Origin of the sequence: Microseira wollei NIES-4236 (assembly GCF_020521235.1) — a bacterium.
GTDB classification, from domain to species: Bacteria; Cyanobacteriota; Cyanobacteriia; order Cyanobacteriales; family Aerosakkonemataceae; genus Microseira; species Microseira wollei.
Window position 1 is genome coordinate 1 of record NZ_BLAY01000107.1, and the last position, 19,867, is coordinate 19,867.

At 45.5% G+C, this 19,867-nt stretch carries 18 protein-coding genes and 1 pseudogene; 8 read left to right on the forward strand and 11 right to left on the reverse strand.

Annotation, left to right across the window (positions count from 1 at the left end):
* Positions 1 to 27: 27 nt before the first annotated feature.
* Both MiSe_RS51275 and MiSe_RS51280 read right to left on the reverse strand, forming a co-directional pair.
* A complete protein-coding gene (locus MiSe_RS51275) occupies positions 28 to 150 on the reverse strand; it encodes a hypothetical protein (RefSeq protein WP_264196725.1) in 123 nt (40 codons plus the stop codon).
* A gap of 3 nt (positions 151 to 153) precedes the next feature.
* Positions 154 to 276 (reverse strand): hypothetical protein, encoded by a 123-nt coding sequence (locus MiSe_RS51280; protein WP_264196726.1) that lies wholly within the window; start codon positions 274 to 276, stop codon positions 154 to 156.
* 220 nt (positions 277 to 496) lie between these two features.
* Between MiSe_RS51280 and MiSe_RS29910 the strand changes: the two genes are divergently transcribed.
* Positions 497 to 3,451 (forward strand): PAS domain S-box protein, encoded by a 2,955-nt coding sequence (locus MiSe_RS29910; protein ID WP_226587250.1) that lies wholly within the window; start codon positions 497 to 499, stop codon positions 3,449 to 3,451.
* On the opposite strand, the pseudogene MiSe_RS29920 reads toward MiSe_RS29910, so the two are convergent.
* Positions 3,438 to 4,638, reverse strand: a pseudogene (locus MiSe_RS29920) (RNA-guided endonuclease InsQ/TnpB family protein). The gene MiSe_RS29910 and the pseudogene MiSe_RS29920 sit on opposite strands and share 14 nt — an antisense overlap.
* Positions 4,639 to 4,742: 104 nt before the next feature.
* Between MiSe_RS29920 and MiSe_RS29925 the strand changes: the two are divergent.
* From MiSe_RS29925 to MiSe_RS29935, 3 genes are all read left to right on the forward strand, one after another.
* Positions 4,743 to 5,441 carry a sensor histidine kinase gene (locus MiSe_RS29925; protein ID WP_264196727.1) on the forward strand — a complete coding sequence of 233 codons (699 nt, stop codon included), beginning with the start codon at positions 4,743 to 4,745 and terminating at the stop codon, positions 5,439 to 5,441.
* Between the two features lie 319 nt (positions 5,442 to 5,760).
* Complete coding sequence (locus MiSe_RS29930; protein WP_226587254.1) at positions 5,761 to 6,228, forward strand: response regulator; 468 nt, start codon at positions 5,761 to 5,763, stop codon at positions 6,226 to 6,228.
* Between the two features lie 11 nt (positions 6,229 to 6,239).
* Positions 6,240 to 8,297, forward strand: a complete 2,058-nt coding sequence (locus tag MiSe_RS29935) for a hybrid sensor histidine kinase/response regulator (protein WP_226587255.1) — start codon at positions 6,240 to 6,242, stop codon at positions 8,295 to 8,297.
* A 488-nt stretch (positions 8,298 to 8,785) separates the two neighbouring features.
* Here MiSe_RS29935 and MiSe_RS29940 read toward each other — a convergent pair whose 3' ends face one another.
* From MiSe_RS29940 to MiSe_RS29950, 3 genes are all read right to left on the reverse strand, one after another.
* Entirely contained in the window at positions 8,786 to 9,052 is a 267-nt protein-coding gene (locus MiSe_RS29940) for an NIL domain-containing protein (protein ID WP_226587256.1), read from the reverse strand.
* Positions 9,053 to 9,176: 124 nt separating this feature from the next.
* Entirely contained in the window at positions 9,177 to 9,392 is a 216-nt protein-coding gene (locus tag MiSe_RS29945) for a hypothetical protein (protein ID WP_226587257.1), read from the reverse strand.
* 153 nt (positions 9,393 to 9,545) lie between these two features.
* Positions 9,546 to 10,163: a beta-class carbonic anhydrase gene (locus tag MiSe_RS29950; RefSeq protein WP_226587281.1), complete on the reverse strand. Its 618-nt coding sequence runs from the start codon at positions 10,161 to 10,163 to the stop codon at positions 9,546 to 9,548.
* Between the two features lie 597 nt (positions 10,164 to 10,760).
* Between MiSe_RS29950 and MiSe_RS29955 the strand changes: the two genes are divergently transcribed.
* Entirely contained in the window at positions 10,761 to 11,081 is a 321-nt protein-coding gene (locus MiSe_RS29955; RefSeq protein ID WP_226587258.1) for a hypothetical protein, read from the forward strand.
* 189 nt (positions 11,082 to 11,270) lie between these two features.
* Here MiSe_RS29955 and cysK read toward each other — a convergent pair whose 3' ends face one another.
* The 5 genes from cysK to MiSe_RS29980 all read right to left on the reverse strand — a co-directional run bounded on the left by cysK (position 11,271) and on the right by MiSe_RS29980 (position 16,416).
* A complete protein-coding gene (gene cysK / locus MiSe_RS29960) occupies positions 11,271 to 12,230 on the reverse strand; it encodes a cysteine synthase A (RefSeq protein WP_226587259.1) in 960 nt (319 codons plus the stop codon).
* A 159-nt stretch (positions 12,231 to 12,389) separates the two neighbouring features.
* Complete coding sequence (locus MiSe_RS29965; protein WP_226587260.1) at positions 12,390 to 12,785, reverse strand: sensor histidine kinase; 396 nt, start codon at positions 12,783 to 12,785, stop codon at positions 12,390 to 12,392.
* Between the two features lie 805 nt (positions 12,786 to 13,590).
* Positions 13,591 to 13,914 (reverse strand): 2Fe-2S iron-sulfur cluster-binding protein, encoded by a 324-nt coding sequence (locus MiSe_RS29970; protein ID WP_373872904.1) that lies wholly within the window; start codon positions 13,912 to 13,914, stop codon positions 13,591 to 13,593.
* A gap of 165 nt (positions 13,915 to 14,079) precedes the next feature.
* Positions 14,080 to 15,432 (reverse strand): selenium-binding family protein, encoded by a 1,353-nt coding sequence (locus MiSe_RS29975; RefSeq protein ID WP_226587261.1) that lies wholly within the window; start codon positions 15,430 to 15,432, stop codon positions 14,080 to 14,082.
* Between the two features lie 123 nt (positions 15,433 to 15,555).
* Complete coding sequence (locus tag MiSe_RS29980) at positions 15,556 to 16,416, reverse strand: class I SAM-dependent methyltransferase (protein WP_226587262.1); 861 nt, start codon at positions 16,414 to 16,416, stop codon at positions 15,556 to 15,558.
* Between the two features lie 154 nt (positions 16,417 to 16,570).
* Here MiSe_RS29980 and deoC point away from each other — a divergent pair, with 154 nt between their 5' ends.
* The 3 genes from deoC (at position 16,571) to MiSe_RS29995 (ending at position 19,802) form a co-directional block, all read left to right on the forward strand.
* Entirely contained in the window at positions 16,571 to 17,263 is a 693-nt protein-coding gene (gene deoC / locus MiSe_RS29985; RefSeq protein ID WP_226587263.1) for a deoxyribose-phosphate aldolase, read from the forward strand.
* A 66-nt stretch (positions 17,264 to 17,329) separates the two neighbouring features.
* The gene (gene recO / locus MiSe_RS29990; protein WP_226587264.1) at positions 17,330 to 18,175 is read left to right on the forward strand and encodes a DNA repair protein RecO; all 846 of its coding nucleotides are present in this window, start codon (positions 17,330 to 17,332) and stop codon (positions 18,173 to 18,175) included.
* Entirely contained in the window at positions 18,159 to 19,802 is a 1,644-nt protein-coding gene (locus MiSe_RS29995) for an MFS transporter (RefSeq protein ID WP_226587265.1), read from the forward strand. The genes recO and MiSe_RS29995 overlap by 17 nt, the downstream gene beginning before the upstream one ends.
* The last annotated feature ends 65 nt before the right edge of the window (positions 19,803 to 19,867 follow it).

The following is a 19,867-nucleotide window of genomic DNA, read 5'->3' on the forward strand; positions in this document are numbered from 1 at the left end:
ATCTGTAAATGTATTTCCTGACATATTTCAAGTTTGAGAAACCCGTAAATAAACCCGCCCCCGTAGGGGCACGGCGTGCAATAACTTTTGATTTTTACCAAAGATTGTAGAACGCCGTGCCCCGAAATCTGTAAATGTATTTCCTGACATATTTCAAGTTTGAGAAACCCGTAAATAAACCCGCCCCCGTAGGGGCACGGCGTGCAATAACTTTTGATTTTTACCAAAGATTGTAGAACGCCGTGCCCCGAAAGCAGGAAATGTATTTCCTGACATATTTCAAGTTTGAGAAACCCGGTTTTTCTAAAAAATCGGGTTTCTTGTTCGGTTCCCTCTCTCCTGTAAATCTATCTCAGGGAAGGTTTGTTAGAGTTGCCAACCGCTTTAAGGTAGGATTTACCAGGTTTTAATGATTTTTTGGCAAAATCAAGAGAAAAGAAGTGACTTTCGATTACAGTAAATAAAAATAAAGCAGTTCTCGGTGGGATGGCAAAAGATGCCTAATTTCGCCACAAGTAAACAAATTTCAGCAGCGACAAGTGCCTTTGCTATCTTTATTGCCTGTCTCGTCCTGGTTGGGTGGGGGTTAGACATAGCTATCCTCAAGAGCGTATTTCCAGGTGCGGCGACGATGAAAGCCAATACAGCCGTTTGTTTTATCTTAGCTGGGGTGTCCTTGTGGCTGACCGGAAGAGGAGGCGGCGACGCGGGGATGGGGAGACGCGGAGAATCTCCGCAAATTGTACCAAGGCCCCAAAAGAAAACACTACGGCGTTACTGGGTGCTTGTTGCTCAAATTTGCGCGATCGCATCCGCCACCCTCGCAATACTCACCCTCAGTCAATACCTCTTTGGGTGGAATTTGGGGATTGACGAACTGCTGTTTCGCGACTCGCCCCTATCTCCAGCAACGTTGCAACCAGGGCGGATGGGATTAAACACTGCAATCAACTTTTCCCTCGTGGGTGGGGCGCTTTGGCTATTGCATAAAGGCGAAAGCGAAAGTGGGCAAAAAGATAATTTGATTTTGCTAGCTCAAGGGTTGAGCTTAGTGGCGATTTTAATCGCGTTACAAGCGATCGTTGGCTATGCCTATAAAGTGGAAGTTTTTTACCAGTTGAGCGCTTACAGTACCTCAATGGCATTGCATACGGCAGTAACATTTCTAGTGCTGGGTGTGGGGGTGTTATTTGCTCGTCCCCAACGGGGGTTAATGAAAACGATCGTTAGCGATTTGAATGGGGGAATAGTTGCTCGTCGCATGATACCAAGCGCGATCGCACTACCCCTAATTTTGGGCTGGATAATCTTGCAAGGACAACAAGCAAATTACTACGATCCCGCGTTTGGGATATCGTTGTTGGCAGTATTGATGTGCGCGATCTATATAGCTTTAATTTGGCGAAATGCCGCGTTTCTCAACCAACTCGATGGCAAGCGCTTTCGCGCCGAAGCAGCAGTGCGGGAAAGCGAAGCCCGCTACAGCATCCTGGCAGAAAACGTACCGGAAATTCTTTTTACCAACCTACCCGACGGTTGGAACGATTACACGAGTCCCCGGTTTTACGAATATACCGGAATGCCGCCCGGATCGGCAGAAGGATTTGGTTGGATGGGCGCACTCCATCCCGACGACGCCGAACCCAGTCGGTTGCAGTGGATGGAATCGATCAAAACCGGACAAGTTTTGGAAATAGAGTACCGCTTCCGCCGCGCTGACGGCGTTTATCGCTGGTTTAAAGGTCGCAGTATCCCCCTGCGGGATCGAGACGGCAAGATTAAAAAGTGGTTCGGTGTTTGTACTGATATCGATGACCAAAAGCGCACCCAGGAACAATTGCGCCAAAGTCAAGAACGCTTGCAGCGGATGGTGGAAACTGCGCAAATTGGCATTGCTTTCGCCAGTTCAACGGGAGAAATGTTTGAAGCAAATAACGCCTTTCTGGAAATGCTGGGTTATACCCGCGAGGAAATGTTTTCCCCAGGTTTGAACTGGCGCACCTTGACGCCCCCAGAATATAGCGAAATCAATTTCCAAGCAATTGCTGAACTCGCACAAACTGGTGAGTTTAATTCTGTGGAAAAAGAACTGTTTCGCAAAGACGGTTCGCGGGTTCCAGTTTTAGTTAGCGGTACTCGGATCGATGGCGAACCCGACGAACATGTTGCGTTTATTGTAGATTTAAGCGAGCGCAAATCTGCCTCAGCCGCACTGCAAGAAAGCGAAGCCAAGTTTAGACGGATTTTTGAATCGAATATTGTAGGCATTTACTTCGGCAATTTTAGCGGTAAAATAAGCGAAGCTAACGATGCTTTTCTAGAAATGTTCGGTTATACGCGAGCGGATTTGCAAGCGGGTATTCTCCGTTGGGATAGCATGACTCCACCGGAATATCAAGCACTCGATCGAGAAAAAATTAAAGAACTGCAAACGGCGGGGCTTTGCACTCCGTTTGAAAAAGAATACATTAGTAAAGATGGTCGCCGCATACCCATAATACTGGCGATCGCTCTGATGCCGGGAAGAGAAAAAGATGGCTTAAGCGTTTGCTTCGTTCTCGACATTTCCCAACAGAAACAGATACAAGCAGAATTACAAGAAAGCGAAACACGCTTAAAGATAGCCCTAGAGGCAACAAATACTGTATGTTGGGAACGGGATTTGACATGCTCCCGCTTAATATTCACAACTAAAGCAAACGATCCGGCAAAGCTGCAAGTCATCTCATATAGCGAAGCGCTTAGTTGGATACATCCCGATGAAAGGGAAAAAGTACATCAAGCCAACGAATCAGCTATTGCCAATAAAGGCGCTTTTGAGGTAGAACATCGGATTAGGGAAACCCCCGAGCGAGATTGGCGGTGGGTGTTAGCAAAGGGCAAAGTAATAGCAGATGAAACAGGCAAACCCACTCGTATAATCGGGGTGTCCGTAGACATCACAGAACGCAAAGAAGCCGAATTTTCGATTAAGAGAAGCGAAGAACGGCTGCAACTATTTGTAGAATCAGATTTAATTGGCATTTCTGCTGGCGATGAGCATGGCAACCTGACAGAAGCAAACGACGCTTATTTAAAGATTATTGGCTATACCCGCGAAGATTTCTGTGCAGGTAAAGTGCGGTGGTTCGAACTTACGCCGCCGGAGTATTTACCGTTAGATTTCGCTGCTATTGCCGAAGCTAGGGCTAAGGGGACATCCTCTTATTATGAAAAAGAGTATATCCGCAAAAATGGCACTCGCGTTCCCGTATTGATGGGGTGCGCGGCGTTTGGGGAGTCGGGGGAAGAATTGATGGCGTTTACTTTAGATATAAGCGATCGCAAACAAATTGAATCCCAACTGCGCCAACTCAACGAAACCCTCGAAGAACGAGTCAAACAGCGCACCGCCCAACTCGAAGCCACCAACAAAGAATTAGAATCCTTCTGCCTTTCTAAACGTGTTTAAACGTGTCGATTGCTTGAGTCACCCCAAGTACACCGCAAACTGATAGCAGTTTGTGTGGCTCTAGCCGAGCAAGGTACCGCAGTAATATATTTCGGGCAGAGTTTTCATCCCTGTCCATTTTTAAACTGCAACCAGGGCAACGGTAAGTTCTTTGATGCAGGGGCATATCTTGAGTGTGTCCGCAACGATGACAAGTTTTGCTGGTATCTCGTTCGCTAATTGTATGAAATTGTTTCCCAGCTAACTGGCACTTGTATTGCAGCATTTCCACAAACTGATACAAACCCCAATCATTGAATACTGCCCTATTTAACCATTTATTTTCTGACTTCATTGCCATCTGTCTTTGAGATAGGTCGCCAATTACTACAGCACTTTCAGCCAGTTTGTAGGCGATGCGAGCTAGTAGCTTTATGCAATGAGTCAAGTTGTTTGTTTCGCCGTTTTTGGGCGACTTTTTTGTAAATGTTACTCAGGTAACGATACCGGATTGAACCTTTCTGACATTTGGCACGTTTGGCACGAATCTTGTCTAACTGTTTATTGAACCAGGCATGGCCTTTAAATCCTCCTATTTGATAGTTTCTGCCAGTGGAGCTAACGCCGACTGCTAAGGTTTTTACCCCTAAATCCATTGCTACCGTCCCTTGTAACTCTTTGCCAGTCTTGCCTGCTGCTTCAAAGACAAAAGAACAATAATAGTTGCCTCGACTGTCTCGCGAAACCGCCACTTCTTTAAATTTATCTGGGGGTTTTTCTGTGAGGATAGCTTGGATATTGGGAAACTGTTTGTTTTTGCCTTTTCCTCCTGTGGGTAGAGTTATCTGATTGTTGTGAATTTTCAAGTAACTTGCCGGATAACAGAGAGTGAAAAAAGCGTGTCTGGGTCGAAATCTGGGAAAGCCTGGTGTTTCACCACTTTTGACTCGTCGGTAAAAAGCTTGCATTGCTTTGTCGATTCTGAAATAGACCTCTGCTAATAGCTTGCCATAAACTTGATTCAATTCTTTGTCATGTTCTTTGCTAGAGTGCAAGCTTTTTTTGGCTGCATAAAGTTGCCACTGTTCGCCGTTGCGTAACTTACCAATCCACCAGTTGTACAAGCCTCTACACTTAGCTTGCATAAACTCCAAGGAAAGTTGGTCAGTGCAGGTAATTTTCAGGCGAATCTTTTTGCTCAGCAGCATTTTTGATGATTCTATTATTAGCTTGAAAGTCTGGTATTTGAACCAGGTAAGTCTTTATTATAGAAACATATTAACACATTTAAATATGTTAATGACAACTATCTATCGGCTCCTACTCAGTTTCCCACGATTTGCGCGCCCCCTTGCGCCACATCACCGGATTTGTCGATTTACTGCGAAAACGCCTGGAAAAAACCGCATTAGACGACACCAGTCGCCATTACATCGAAGTCATCGTCGAAGCTACCAAACAAGCCGGTCAATTAATCGACGATTTGTTAGCATTTTCCCGCATGGGACGCGCCGAGATGCGCTACAGCACGATTGACATGAACTTATTATTACGGGAGGTACAGCACGACCTAGAATCAGAAACCAAAAACCGGCAAATTAACTGGCAAATCGAACCTTTACCGCAAGTAAAAGGCGATTCCTCGATGTTGCGGCTAGTTATCCGCAACCTGCTAGAAAACGCGCTCAAATACTCCCGAACTCGCCCTATAACAGAAATTACCGTCGGCAGCACCAGCAGCGATGCAGAAGTGGTATTCTTTGTGCGAGATAATGGCGTTGGCTTTGATATGCGCTACGTCCACAAGCTGTTTGGCGTTTTTCAACGCCTGCACAGCGACCCCATGTTTGAAGGCACCGGGGTAGGACTGGCAAACGTCCAGCGCATTATACACCGTCACGGCGGACGGGTTTGGGCAGAAGGCGAACTTGACAAAAGTGCAACCTTCTATTTTTCCTTGCCTTTAAACCCGGAAGCACAACCAGAAAAGGGACTGGGGATTGTGGACTAGGGAGCTTTTTTGGCTCTTGAGTCGGTACAAACGATTGATTTATCCCTCAGCCCCCACCCTTAAGGGTGGGGCTACACGAACGAGAGCCATCCTGCGCGGGCTGGGAAGAATCAAACCCGATGTCGGTACAAATGAATTGATTTATCCCTGGGCCGCCACCCTTAAGGGTGGGGCTACACAAACTAAGCCCGCCTACGCGGGCTAGGGATAATCAAACCGGATTTTGTCTTATTCGTTTCTACTTGACGATAGACTCTTTACTCCTAACTCCTAACTCTTAACTCCTAAATGTTCAGTCCTAACTCTTCCCTAAACGTCGATGGAACTCAAGCGCATCCTGCTGGTTGAAGATAGCTTAAACGATATCGAACTCATCCTGACCTCCCTAGCTGAAAATAACTTAGGCAATGAAGTTGTTGTGGTGCGAGATGGTGAAGAAGCATTGGATTACATATATCGACGCGGCGTATTTCGCCTGCGGCGAGAAGGTAACCCAGTCGTGGTCATGCTCGATCTTAAATTACCAAAAGTCGATGGATTTGAAGTTTTGGGAAGACTCAAATCTGACCCAAATTTAAGAGTGATTCCAGTTGTGGTGCTAACCTCTTCTCGCGAAGAACGAGACTTAGCCCGCTGCTATGAATTAGGTACGAATGCTTATGTAGTCAAGCCGATCGATTTCCACGAATTTGTCGATGTAATCAAAAATTTAGGGTTATTTTGGGCAATAATAAACGAACCTCCTCCTGGTTCCATGCCTTCTCCACGCAATAACCAGTCAGTTTAAGGAATACGGTGATGTCTCAACTACGGTTTCTCTTATTAGAAGATAGTCCCCTCGATGCAGAACTAATCCGCGCCACTTTAACTGAACGCGGGATTGACTGCGAGTTAATACAAGTGAAAACCCGCCTCGAATTTGTTTCATCCCTAGAACAAGGCGGGTTTGACTTAATTTTGGCAGATTATGCCTTACCCGGATTTGATGGCATCACCGCCTTGGGAATCGCCCAAAATATTTGTCCGCATATCCCGTTTATTTTTGTTACCGCCACTTTGGGGGAAGAAGTAGCAATTGAAACGCTTAAACAAGGAGCCACTGACTATGTTTTGAAGCAGCGCTTGGCGCGGTTAGTGCCTTCAGTATTGCGAGCATTGCGCGAAGCCGAAGAACGCCGCGCCCGCGAACGGGCAGAAGCCGAACTGCACCGTCGCGAGCAAGAGTTTAGAGCCTTAGCGGAAAACTCCCCCGATCTGATTGCGAGATTTGATACAAAGTTGCGGCATTTATACGTGAATCCCGCAATAGAACGGGCGATAAAGATGGCAAATGAAGCGATCGCAGGCAAAACACCTGCCGAATTGGGGTTTCCCGAAGAAATTTACGTTCCCTTGTTGGCAAGATTGGGGGATGCGATCGCCACTAAAGAAGAAAGCTTTTTTGAATTTGAGTATCCTTCACCCGATGGAATTCGTTACTTTGACGTGCGGATCGTACCAGAGTTTGCCACCGATGGATCGGTGCAATCTTTGCTTAGCATAAGTCGGGATATTACGCAATATAAACTTTCCCAGCAAGCACTAGAAGCAAGCGAAGCGCAACTGCGACAACAAACAGAAAAACTAGAACAGGCGAACCGGATCAAAGATGATTTTTTGGCAATGTTGTCCCACGAATTGCGTAGTCCGCTTAATGCTATCCTGGGTTGGGCAAAACTATTGCGAACCCGTAAATTCGACCAAAACACCGTAACGAAGGCGATAGAAACAATCGAACGCAACGCCAAGTTACAAACGCAGTTAATTGAAGATTTATTAGATATTTCCCGGATTATTCGCGGTAAATTAACCTTACAACCTCAACCCACCAGCTTGGTTACGGCAATTGCCGCATCTATTGATACTTTACGTCTAGCAGCAGAAGCAAAATCCATCGATTTGCAATTTTTAATTAACGGGGAAAAGAAACTAGGAACTGGCGATTGGGGATTGAGCAAACTTCCCAATACCAAATTTATAGTCAATGGAGATGCCAGTCGCTTACAGCAAATCGTTTGGAATCTTCTATATAACGCCATCAAATTCACCCCAGCAGGCGGAAAAGTAGAAATAGAACTGTCAACAGTAAGCGTTAATCAAACTAAACAATTACCAATTACCAATTACGCCCAAATTACAATCAAAGACACAGGGAAAGGCATTTCTGGTGACTTTCTACCTTATGTATTTGAAACCTTTCGTCAAGCAGATGCATCGATTACCAGGCAATATGGCGGGTTAGGATTGGGATTAGCCATTGTGCGACACCTAGTAGAACTCCACGGTGGAACTGTTAGCGTCGAAAGTCCAGGGGAAGGACAAGGCGCAACTTTCACCGTACAACTTCCCCTGTTGGAGAGGAAAGAGGATAAGCGGGAAAAAGGAGACAAGGAAGACAAGGAAGACAAGGAAGAATTTCCCTTAGCGGGGAAACGAGTTTTAGTCGTCGATGACGAACCCGACACCCAGGAATTTCTAGTTTTTACCTTAGAACAATATGGGGCAACAACTTGTGCCGTTGCTTCAGTTGCTTCTGCACTTGAAGTTCTCCCATCATTTCAACCAGATCTACTCCTCAGCGATATCGGGATGCCAAATGAAGATGGCTACAACCTTATCCGTAAAGTCCGCAATCTTGCAGATAAAATCGCAACGCTTCCAGCTGTTGCCTTAACCGCCTACGCGCGCAGCGAAGACCGCATTCGCGCCTTAGAAGCTGGCTTTCAAACCCACGTAGCCAAACCAATAGAACCAGAAGAGTTGGTCACAGTTGTTGCTAATTTGTTGCGGAGTAATGTTAGTAACTCAAGTTGCTAGTTATCTCGAATGTGGGGCTAATGGCTAATGGCTAATGGCAAGGAAAATAGTATATTACTGAAGCTCATAATAACTTAGTGTTCTTCAATTAGCAGTTAGCAATTAGCAACTTACGTTAGTAGTTAATTTTGGGCGCAAGCAAGCGTATTTAATTATATTTTTTCACCTCTATCGAAATATATTTTAATTAGCCAGCGGCACAAGAAACCCGGTTTTTTGAAAAAACCGGGTTTCTTTCTTTTACCAAATCAACAAAAACAGGACTTACGCAAACACCAAAGTTTCTCTGAAAAATCGTTGATTTGGTTGGGAGAGAGCGAAAAAGAAACTTTGGTGATGCCCTCGTTTCTCGCCTCGTCGTGCGTAAGTCCTGAAAAAAAAACCCTCTCAACGAGGAGAGGATAGTAGAGGAGAACTGGACAACGGAAAAAAACAGAATTGTTATCAAATTTGGGGTTAATTAATGCCAATCGCGATTGTTAACCCTTTCACCAAATACTTGCGTGAACATCATTCCAAATTTCCAAATCCAACTCGGATAGATAAGTCATAGCACTCTCAATTTCGGGATTAGTTCCCTGTAAATCTAAGTCAAACCAACCATCTCCATTGGCATTCGCTCCCAAAACAGCCGCAGTGATGTTCACCGTCAGGTTATAGTTAGATACCAGGCGAGAAATTACAGGTTCCTGGTGATAGTGTTTCGGAATTCTGATCCTGATTCGTTTTTGGATAATTTGAATGCCAGCAGCCATAGTATTTTCTCCTTTGATTTGATGTTTTATAACTGATTGCAGCCGTATGAGGTAGGGCTTGGTTTGTCTAGCGGCAGCCTTAAGGCTGCCGCTAGACAAACCAAGCCTAAAGCCTGTACTTCACTCAGAGAGCAATCCGCTGTAAAAGCAGAAGTTTTAACAACATACTCGGCAGCTTTTGGTAGCGATCCCTCCCAAATCTACGGCTACAATGGCGAGTTTGTCTGCTCTCTATTTCCCAGAAATCTCGGATCTCCCAACTTGGTTCAACTTGGTTAAAAGATTCTTCTCCCCAAGGTTCACCTGCTGTTAACTCTCGTTCAATTCGCTCAAAAAACATCCCCACCTCTCACCCATCTTCAATCGGGTTCGGCGAAAATTGTTGCTCGTAAAACCGCGTCGTTAATAACAGCGATCGCTTATCAAAAAAAGAAGTAGCAGGTAGAAAAAGGAGCCAACCACCTGCTACTGGCAAGCGGATGTCCAGCTCAACTTATGTCAAAACTTTAACACGTTGTGTAGTTTTTGCGCCCATTGCTAAAGCTGTATTTACCTTTTCGCTCAGGCGTTCGTAGGGACGGCGCAAACTTTGCGTTTCCACTTCCCAAATGTAGCCGTGAATCGCGACTTCCTGGGGAATTAATGCAGAGTTCCGCAGCAATTCTACTTGTTTTAAGCAAATGTCGTCCACATCAGTAAATGTCTTAATCCAGGTAGAAAAAACACCTTTGGGTAACTTCAATTCTGGCAAAGCGGGGTCAATTTCAACCGCATCAACATCAATACCTCTATCTTGCAAAACCTGGCTGAGAAAATCTCCCGAAGCCGTCATCATGCCGCACTCGGTATGGTTGAGTACGATGATTTCTTTTGTGCCAAAAAACTGCGTTTTCAGCATCGCAGACCTAATCGCATCATCTGTTACTAATCCCCCAGCATTGCGGAAAATATGAGCATCCCCTTCCCCAATTCCCAATGCTTTCTCTACGGGTAATCTTTCATCCATGCAAGCTAAAACCCACAACTTCTTGTTGTTAGGAATGCCTAACTGTCGCCGCAACGCCCAATTGCGTTTTTCGTCTAATTTTTCGTCGATTTGTTGGTACAACATCACGTTATGTCTCCTAATTCTAATTAATCCGCTGTTCTCTTACCCCAGAGCAAATTCCCCGGCTGCTCGTGTCGCCTACCCCACAAGAAAAAATACCTCTTGTGGGATGGGCATTCTGCCCGTCTATCAGTGTCTATCGGCTTAATCTACTTTACATCGGTAGGAATAACGTACTTAATGTGAATAATTTAGGATTTTGGCACATCCGAATGGGAGCATGTCAGGTTTGTAAATTTACGCCGACACCCTAAAGGGTGCGGCTATACAAACGAAGCCCGCCTTCGCGGGCTAAAGCTTTTAAAGCCTGCTCTGGCAGGCTTTGTTTGTGTAGCGACACCATGGGCGGGTGTCGGCTACAAAGTTGACATGCTCCCCATCCGAATCGATAAAGCAAGACTTTTAATAAAAAGTTTTGTTTTCCGCTCGAATTACCGTACATAACCGAAATAGCGGTTTTGATCTTGCAGGATAAAGCCGGGTATGTCATACTTCATTTATTAAATACGGTATTCCGACCTAAATACCGTAGATATGAGTTTTACTCGAACTCAGAGCGCTGGGAGCGACCTGAGTTAAGGTGGCATGGAGGAATTGCAGATGTTAGCAGTGACAACGGATTCACAGGAAGCGATCGCAGCAATAAATCGCTGGATTGACCAATCGCTTTCCTATGGTAAAGATGCAGAAACAGCAATATTAGAAGCAATAGCGGCAGATCCGACTTGTGCTATTGCTCACGCTTATGCGGCGGCATATTATCTTTTATTAGAAAATGCGATTGGTTGGAAGGAAGCGACTATCCACGTGAAATTGGCACAACAGTACTCGAAAAAGATAGCTAAGCGAGAAAAGATGTATGTAGATGCGATCGCAGCTTGGTGGAGTAAGAGAATTGACTTAGCGATCGCAAATTTTTAAATTCATAGGTTTATATTGAATAGGTAATTGGTAATGGCTAATATCATGTCCTAGACAATCGGTTGCATCAGGGAGGGGCGGGTTTATTAATTTGTTGCGCTGCTAGCAAATATTTATCGTAAAACCCACCCCTACTACCAATTAACCATTACCCTCGTGACCCAGGCGGTCGCCTGGGAACGCCATTACCTACAATTTATCCAACCACTCATCCTCGGCTTCTTTAAACAATGAGGTGCTGAGATAGCGTTCGCCAAAACTAGGTTGTATCATCACGATCAAGCGACCTGCATTTTCCGGTCGTTTGGCGACACCAATCGCAGCATAAAGTGCAGCACCCGCAGAAATACCAGATAGCAATCCTTCTTCTTTGGCTAAACGACGACTGTAAGCGATCGCATTCTCATCGCTCACCGCAATCACTTCATCAATCAATTCCTTTCGGTAAACTGCTGGGACAAATCCAGCACCAATCCCTTGAATTTTATGAGAACCTGGAGCGCCACCCGATAGCACCGGACTGTTGGCGGGTTCTACTGCGATCGCCTTAAATTCCGGTTTGCGCTGCTTGATCGCTTCCGCTACTCCTGTAATTGTCCCCCCCGTTCCCACTCCGGCAATTAAAATATCTACCTCGCCGTTGGTATCTTCCCAAATTTCAAGCGCGGTCGTTTCCCGATGCACTTTTGGGTTAGCAGGGTTGCGGAATTGCTGCAACATATAAGCATTGGGTGTCGCGGCGACAATTTCTTCCGCACGTGCGATCGCTCGTTTCATCCCTTCCGATCCAGGCGTTAGTTCCAGTTCGGCACCATAAGCTTTGAGCATGGCGCGTCGTTCCTTGCTCATCGTATCCGGCATTGTCAGAATCAGGCGGTATCCTTTCGCAGCAGCTACCATCGCTAAAGCAATCCCCGTGTTACCAGAAGTTGGTTCCACCAAAACCGTTTTTCCCGGTTCGATTAAACCCTCTGCTTCTGCTGCTTCCACCATGCTCACCCCAATCCGGTCTTTTACCGAAGCAGCTGGGTTCATCCCTTCCAGCTTGACTACAATTTGAGCCAATGCTCCCTCTGATTGGGGAATTTTCTTTAACCTCACTAGAGGCGTGCGTCCCACTAACTCTGTGATACTGTCAGCTATCGGCATAAGTTTCTCAACCGGATATTATCTGTTGATTTTTAAACTACTGTATCTTGATCGGATTTTTGTAATTTTTTAATAAAGTTCACAGATTTTCCCCGTTCATTTGTTGCAATACAATAAAATGGCAAATTTGTCAATAAAACTGGCGCGATCGCTCTAGGATCAAATTGGGTGACGGACGGGAATCTGAATGAAAAATTCCGTTCCTTGTCCCGGTGCTGACTCACACCACAACAAACCCTGATGTTTATCCACCACAATTTGATAGCTGATAGATAGTCCCAATCCGGTGCCTTTTCCTACAGGCTTTGTGGTAAAAAAAGCGTCAAATAACTTATTTTTTACCTGCTCTGTCATCCCATTACCGTTGTCAGCAATTCCCCCGGTTATATGTGATGATTTTGCATATTCTGTGCGGATTGTAATCAGATATATTTTTTCTTCTGTATTCTGATATTTCCGCCACTCCCAGTCGCTTTCAATTGCATCAATTCCCTTGACGATGATATTCATAAATACCTGGTTGAGCAGTCCGTGATTGTACTCAAATAAGGGCAATTGTTCCTATGTTCAGGTCTTCGCGGATAAATTCAAAATCAATCGATTCCCTATATTTAAAAACTTCTGGATCGCGATTGGGATGGTATTTTTCCTATAGATCTACTAACTCCAACAAATCCCCAGCGTATTGATTGGCGTATTGCAGATTCCCGTGTATAAAATTAACCTGGTTGTTGATTTCGTGAGCGATACCAGCTACTAATAAACCTAAGCTGGACATACACAAAGTATCACTCCAGCCTGGATGTAACGGCGATATCTTAGTAAAAATATCATGGCTGAATTTAACGACTTGCGTACCTTAGTCATTTTCTTAGCTAACCTTCTTCTTTCTGTCTGTAAAGAGCGAAGCTTTACCGCTTTATCCTATCCATGCTGCATTTCGCTTTTGCCCTGTGCAAGCAACCTAAATCCGCAATTCTTTCACCCTTAAACTAGCACTTACAATATAATCTCCGGCAACTTGGTAGGAATATCGTATTTTTTATTGCACCATAGTCTGGCACAGCTAGGCTAAAAAAGCAATTTTTTTCTATAGACATAACAAAATCGGTCGTAGATTTGCGCTCGCCAGACACCCGATTGCTTCTATTTAACTTAGTTTTAACCTAAAATTAATCCACGGTTAATCTGTCAAGTTGTTGGGACACCGCCATCTGAGGATGACTAATAGCGAATCTGCTTTTTTCACCCTCACCCTTAAGGGTGGGACTATACAAACGAGAGCCATCCTACGCGGGCTATCTCTCGTTCCCAGGTTCTACCTGGAAACGCCAGTCATAGAGGCTGCCGCCTCAATTAACTAACCCGAACCTTTAAAGGGATTAACATAAAGTGCATCCTGACATTCTGTCCCCACTTCAAACTGACAATCCGAAAGGGGATAAGCAACGCACAACAGTACATAGCCCATTGCAATTTGTTCTTCTTTAAGACAAATTGCTGAGGTTTGGTCTACTTTCCCCCGAATTAATTTAGCGGCACAAGTAATACAAGCACCGTAGCGACAGCCTACAGGTAAGCGCAGTCCGGCTTTTTCCACTGCATCCAAAATGTATCTATCTTCGGGTACTTCTATTGTGAATTGGGAGCGATTGATTAATTCAATGCGATGGGTTTTTATCATATTTAAACAAAGTTGCTAGTTATAACTATCATGGGTTTAAAAATTGCTAATCGCCAGCTTGCTAATTGATCATGGGAATATTTTCCGGAGCTACCATTAGCCATTAGCTATTAGCCATTAGCTATTAGCAACCCTAAAAAGGTAACTAGCAACTTACGTTATTTATTAAACCCAAATATCCGAAGTACAATCGCCTCCTGGATAGCGCATTTCGTGAGCGCGAGACGGCCCATTGGGTTCATCACCAAAATCAACGTAAAAGTCTGGATTTATAGAAAGTCCGCCCTGGTTGCGATCGCAGTCAATTTGCAACAGATAAGAACCCTTTTTCGCCAAGTCTGGATAAAACTGATTATCCCAAGTACTAAACAGCGAATTAGTCACATACAGTCGCTTGCCATCCAAACTCAACTGCAACATTTGCGGCCCGCCAACCAATTTTTTACCTTTGACTTCACCGCTTTTATCTAACAGTCCCCCACACCAAACTTGCCCGGTCAATTTAGGATTAACAGGGTCGCTAATATCGTATTGGCGAATATCGCCGTGCAGCCAATTAGAAAAATAAAGATAGCGGTCATCCAAAGAAATCAACAAATCCGTAATCAGTGAAGGCACGGGATTTGACCAACCCGACAATTCAACTGAAGGCACATCAACTGCCTTAGTAACTTGCCAATGTCCGTTATTTTTGTGCCAGTGCCAAATATTGCTGCTCAGTGCCGCTCCCACATATCCATGCGTGCTGTCTGGATTGTGGTGAAAGCGAACTTCTAAAGGAATTAAGCCTTCTTCACCCAAGTCAATACTTTGAATAATATCGTGTTTCTGCCAATCCCAAAAATAAAGTTGGCGACCGTAATTTCCAGCCGCAACATCCTTGAGGTCAAAGCCAGGATAAAAGGTTTTAGGTGCGCCCCATTCGCTGCTGACCATGATGTTGTGACGCGGCTGATACCAGAAGTCATAATTAAACTTCATGGGATCGTTAAAGTTTTCCCAACGACCGATAATATCGAAGTTTTCATCTAATAGCAAAAACCCACCGGGACTGTTACCTTCCCCGTCTCCCAACATCGATATCATCACTTGACTGTTCGCCAGACAGTGAACGGTGTGGGGAGCGGTGAGATTGGTTTTGGCTTTAATTTCTTCTGGTTCGATTACTTTATGAATTTTAGGTGCTTTTGCTTCAGCCGTATCCACAATATAGATGCGGCTCGAACGAATTGCTGGAATGACTAAAAAACGACGATATTTGGTTGAATCTCCGTGACAAGAGCTGCAAGCATTCCAACCAAAATGGTGCAATTCGTCGCCAATATAGGGCATCGGTAGACGATGAATTACTTGCGAGTAGGTAGGAGATTCTGGAGCGACATCAACAGTTGCTAAATAGTCAGGTGCTTCAATTCCCGTCCCGGTATAAAGGGCAATAGTATACAGCAGTTTCTCTCTATCTGCTTTCATTGCTGCTTCCGGGGAAGCATAACCAGGGCCACAACATGCATGTGCCATAGTTTCACCTCATGGCTATCCCGCCTACTTTTCCTTATTATACGCTATCTCTACCGATTTACCGTCTTTTGGCATCCAAGACTTCAGGCGAAGCAAAAGCCCCTTTTTTCAGGTGAGGTCTAATTAAAGCATCCTCACTTTTTCACTCACTGTGTTAGGGATATGAAATTGAAGTTTAGTTCGTTCTTTTCTGATTGCTAAGGTAGTCTGGTTTTCTTTGAACGAAGGAAATAACCCAAATACAAGCTTAGTCAGTTGCTGCTTCAGGGTAGGGTGTTTCAGAGTATCCACTATACTGAAGTAGTATTGGCGTTCAATTTCATATCCCAGTGGTGTCAGCATCTCTATTATTTCAGCTCCTGTATATTCACGCCAGTGTCCGTTAACAATCAGAAGATCGTTAGGATCTAACTGCTTGAAATAGTCATCGATTGGTTGGAGCATTGAGTGGCCCAAAAGAAATTTTAATCGATTGCGATAATATGCTAAGTTAGGTAAGGAAAGGTAAAAAAGAGAGTTAGGAGTTCCGATTCGATTAATTTCTTTGAGCAAGGGGAGAGGATTAAAATTGAGATGTTCAAGTACCTCACACATAATTATTACATCAAAACGTTCATCCTTAAATGGTAATAGGTAGTCCTGAAGTCTCACCTCAGCCATTTCAATTCCGTAACGACCAAATCGTTCTTTTTGCTCGGACATCGACATATATTCAGGAATATCCGCTGCACAAACGCGAAAGCCAAGCTTAGAGAGACATATACTGACAATTCCGAAGAAGGCACCAATTTCTAAAACTGTCTCTACCCGATGATGTTCGGCAAATTGAACAATATCTTTAATCGTCCGAACATATTCGTGCCGATGTGCTACAAGATATTCGGATATTTCCGAAGAATTCTTCTTAATCCCAAAAGGATCGAGTTCAAAAAATTTAAATTCTTCTTCCAGAATAGAATTAACAAGCAAATCAATATCATTCATCGCCAAACCTCAATTGGTTATCAAAACAGAAAGTAATGTTTACATAGCGAAATTTACCCCAATGAAGAATATTTGGGGGATTTCACAGGTCTGTTTTTTTGCATAAGCTTGGTTATAAATATACACCATTTCCACGCTCGCTGGGAGAAAAACGATGGCTACAAACCAGCCAGATATTGATATTGCTCCGTTGATCGAACATGCGCTGCTCATCCCCACCGCCACCCCAGAGCAAGTGCAGCAGTGGTGCGAAGAAGCAGAGAGGTATAAATTCGCGACCGTGTGCTTGTATCCCGTCCACGTGCGCCAAGCCGTTGAGTTACTCCACAACAAGAAACCCAAAGTTTGTACGGTAATTGGTTTTCCTTCGGGTGCAACAACAAGCACCGTAAAGCTCTACGAAGCGCAAGAAGCCGTGGAAAATGGAGCAGAGGAACTGGATGTGGTGATTAACCTGGGTTGGTTGAAAACCGGGAAAACCAAGGAACTGCACCGGGAAATCGCCGAAATTTGCGCGGAAACTGGGAAAATTGTGAAAGCGATATTAGAAACCGCTCTATTGACAGAGGCAGAAAAACGACTGGCGGCGGAAATATGTATGGATGCAGGGGTAGCGTTTTTGAAGACTAGCACCGGCTGGTCAACAGGCGCCACCGTGGCAGATGTAAAACTCCTGCGGGAATTGACCAGAGGCAATATCGGCATCAAGGCATCCGGGGGAATTCGCAGCTTAGAGCAAGCGCTGGATTTAGTTATGGCGGGTGCAACTCGACTAGGAACCTCAACTGGCCCAGATTTAATCCGTCAACGCGATAATCTGGATAAGGAGGTAATCGGTAATCGGTAATCGGTAATCGGAAAAATACTTGCCAATTACCAATTACCAATTACCAATTACCAATCGCCCAATCTCATGAGTCGCACGTACAAAGCAACCGGAATTAATCTAAAGAGTATGCCCCTGGGCGAGTATGACCGCCTGCTGACGATTTTGACGCGGGAATTTGGTTTAATTCGGGTGGTGGCTCCAGGAGCGCGCAAGCACCTGTCCAAGTTGGGTGGACGGAGTGGGCTGTTTGTGGTAAACGAGTATCTGGTAGCCAAGGGGCGATCGCTCGATAAAATTACTCAAGCAGAAACATTAGAATCCTACCCAGCACTTAGTACCGACCTGCTGAAACTCTCAGCGGGTCAGTACCTAGCCGAAGTCGTCATCTACCACGCCTTGAGCGATCACCCCCAAGAGGAAATATTTTACTTGCTCAGCGAACATCTAAAACGGTTAGAGCAGTTGCCCAAAACAAATGGCGACCATCGCCCATACTTAGTTTTGGCTCACCTAGCTCAAGCAGTTTTCCACCTGCTAGCCAATGCCGGAATTGCCCCCCAAGTAAAGGCTTGTTGCATCACCAAGTCCCCCCTAGAGCCAGACTTGAGGCAGCCAAACTGGAGCGTCAGATTTTGCCCCTCATCGGGTGGAACGATAAAAAAAGAGGGGGAAGCTTCCTCTCCCGTCTCCCAACTCCAACTAAACGCCACCGAGTTGACATTGCTTCAGCAGCTAGCTTCCCGCTCCCTGCCTCAGTTACAACCAAATTTAGGCCAGCAGGAATCTTCCTACACCAGCTGGCTTTCCGTAGAGCGGATTTTGCGTCACTATACTCAATATCACTTTGGGCGGATAATTCGCTCTGCCGCTTTGATAGATAACTATTTTGACTCCCTGCCGACTTCCCTGCCTCATGCTGCAACAGTCTGATCCCGATTTAAAAACAAATGTTTGCTCCCCAAGCCACAAAAGCAACTCCCATCCAGCAAGAGTAGCTTCTGGTGCCACACCGACAAACCATCACACCAAGGTTGACCAAGCTTGGCGTTCTCGCGCTGACTCAAAACCAAGCAACCCCCCTCCCAGTGAGGCATCCCAGGCTATCAGGAGCAATTTTGAGCCAGCTTCCGTCTCCCCACCCTCACCGGAGGCAGTGTCAAAAGAAATACAAAGGGAAGATACACTAGACACCAGCTTATCCCCAGAAACTACCAACGGCGCTGCGACACCCCCGAAAATTCCGGTTAGCGCTCAAAACGAAGCCGCGCCAGAACAGGGATTTTTGCCGGTGCTGAGAAATCGTAACTTTTTAGCGCTCTGGAGCGGTCAGGTATTTTCCCAACTAGCAGATAAAGTATACCTGGTGCTGATGATCGCGCTGATAGAAAGCCACTTTCATAGCGGCGATCGCACGATCAGTGCTTGGGTATCGGCAATTATGATCGCTTTTACCATCCCAGCGGTACTGTTTGGTTCCCTCGCCGGTGTATTTGTAGACCGTTGGTCGAAACGCGCCGTCCTGGTGGCGACCAATCTTTTACGCGGTGGCTTAGTAGTCGGGGTTCCCCTGCTGCTGTGGCTGTCACAAGGATGGGGAAGCATCTCCGGACTGCCAGCAGGCTTCTACCTGCTACTATTGGTGACGTTTTTGGTTTCCACCCTGACCCAGTTTTTTGCCCCCGCAGAACAAGCCGCAATTCCGCTAATTGTAGAACGGCGACACTTGCTCTCGGCAAACTCGCTCTACACCACCACGATGATGGCATCGGTGATTGTAGGATTTGCCGTAGGTCAGCCAGTTTTAGACCTGGCGGATAGTTTGATGGCTTCCGTGGGTCTGGCAAATGGGAAAGAATTAATTGTAGGCGGGAGTTATGCTGGCGCCGGTCTATTACTTCTACTACTCAAAACCAACGAAAAAACTAAAAGCGATCGCGAAGCACCTCATATCCTAGAAGACCTACGGGACGGACTGCGTTACCTTAAACACACTCGCCGCGTCCGTACTGCATTAATCCAATTAGTGATTTTATTTTCCATATTTGCCGCCTTATCCGTTCTGGCGGTTCGCCTCGCCGAAGTGATTCCGGGACTTAAACCTTCCCAATTTGGCTTTTTAATGGCAGCAGGGGGCATCGGTATGGGCGTTTCTGCCGCAATTTTAGGTCACTTCGGTCAGGGAGTTTCCCATATATGGCTGAGTTTAGTTGGCTCTAGCGGCGTCGCAGCCGCGCTGATCGGTCTGGCCTTACTGCCGCACCAACTGTGGATCGTACTGCTGTTGGTGATGCTTCTGGGAGGCTGTGGCGCCCTCGTTGCCGTGCCGATGCAGACAACCATCCAAAAAGAAACCCCGCCGGAAATGCGCGGTAAAGTATTTGGGCTGCAAAACAACGGAATAAACATCGCCCTCACCTTACCATTGGCTTTAGCAGGCGTCGCCGAGACATTGTTTGGGTTAAAAGCAGTTTTTCTAGGTTTAGCGGCGGCAGCGATCGCAGGAGGACTCCTAACCTGGTATATTTGCCGTACAAGCTCGAACGTCAGCAAAAGCTGATAAATATGGCTAATGGCTAATGGCTAATGGCTAATAGCTAATGATATTACTTGTCAAAAGTCAAC

Coding starts and splice junctions, on each gene's coding strand:
- MiSe_RS29955 (WP_226587258.1), top strand. CDS start 10,761: ATGTTAGCAGTGACAACGGATTCACAGGAAGCGATCGCAGCAATAAAT.
- MiSe_RS29930 (WP_226587254.1), top strand. CDS start 5,761: ATGGAACTCAAGCGCATCCTGCTGGTTGAAGATAGCTTAAACGATATC.
- MiSe_RS51280 (WP_264196726.1), bottom strand. CDS start 276: ATGTCAGGAAATACATTTCCTGCTTTCGGGGCACGGCGTTCTACAATC.
- MiSe_RS29945 (WP_226587257.1), bottom strand. CDS start 9,392: ATGTTTTTTGAGCGAATTGAACGAGAGTTAACAGCAGGTGAACCTTGG.
- MiSe_RS51275 (WP_264196725.1), bottom strand. CDS start 150: ATGTCAGGAAATACATTTACAGATTTCGGGGCACGGCGTTCTACAATC.
- cysK (WP_226587259.1), bottom strand. CDS start 12,230: ATGCCGATAGCTGACAGTATCACAGAGTTAGTGGGACGCACGCCTCTA.
- MiSe_RS29995 (WP_226587265.1), top strand. CDS start 18,159: ATGCTGCAACAGTCTGATCCCGATTTAAAAACAAATGTTTGCTCCCCA.
- MiSe_RS29940 (WP_226587256.1), bottom strand. CDS start 9,052: ATGGCTGCTGGCATTCAAATTATCCAAAAACGAATCAGGATCAGAATT.
- MiSe_RS29970 (WP_373872904.1), bottom strand. CDS start 13,914: ATGATAAAAACCCATCGCATTGAATTAATCAATCGCTCCCAATTCACA.
- recO (WP_226587264.1), top strand. CDS start 17,330: ATGAGTCGCACGTACAAAGCAACCGGAATTAATCTAAAGAGTATGCCC.
- deoC (WP_226587263.1), top strand. CDS start 16,571: ATGGCTACAAACCAGCCAGATATTGATATTGCTCCGTTGATCGAACAT.
- MiSe_RS29910 (WP_226587250.1), top strand. CDS start 497: ATGCCTAATTTCGCCACAAGTAAACAAATTTCAGCAGCGACAAGTGCC.
- MiSe_RS29980 (WP_226587262.1), bottom strand. CDS start 16,416: ATGAATGATATTGATTTGCTTGTTAATTCTATTCTGGAAGAAGAATTT.
- MiSe_RS29935 (WP_226587255.1), top strand. CDS start 6,240: ATGTCTCAACTACGGTTTCTCTTATTAGAAGATAGTCCCCTCGATGCA.
- MiSe_RS29975 (WP_226587261.1), bottom strand. CDS start 15,432: ATGGCACATGCATGTTGTGGCCCTGGTTATGCTTCCCCGGAAGCAGCA.
- MiSe_RS29950 (WP_226587281.1), bottom strand. CDS start 10,163: ATGTTGTACCAACAAATCGACGAAAAATTAGACGAAAAACGCAATTGG.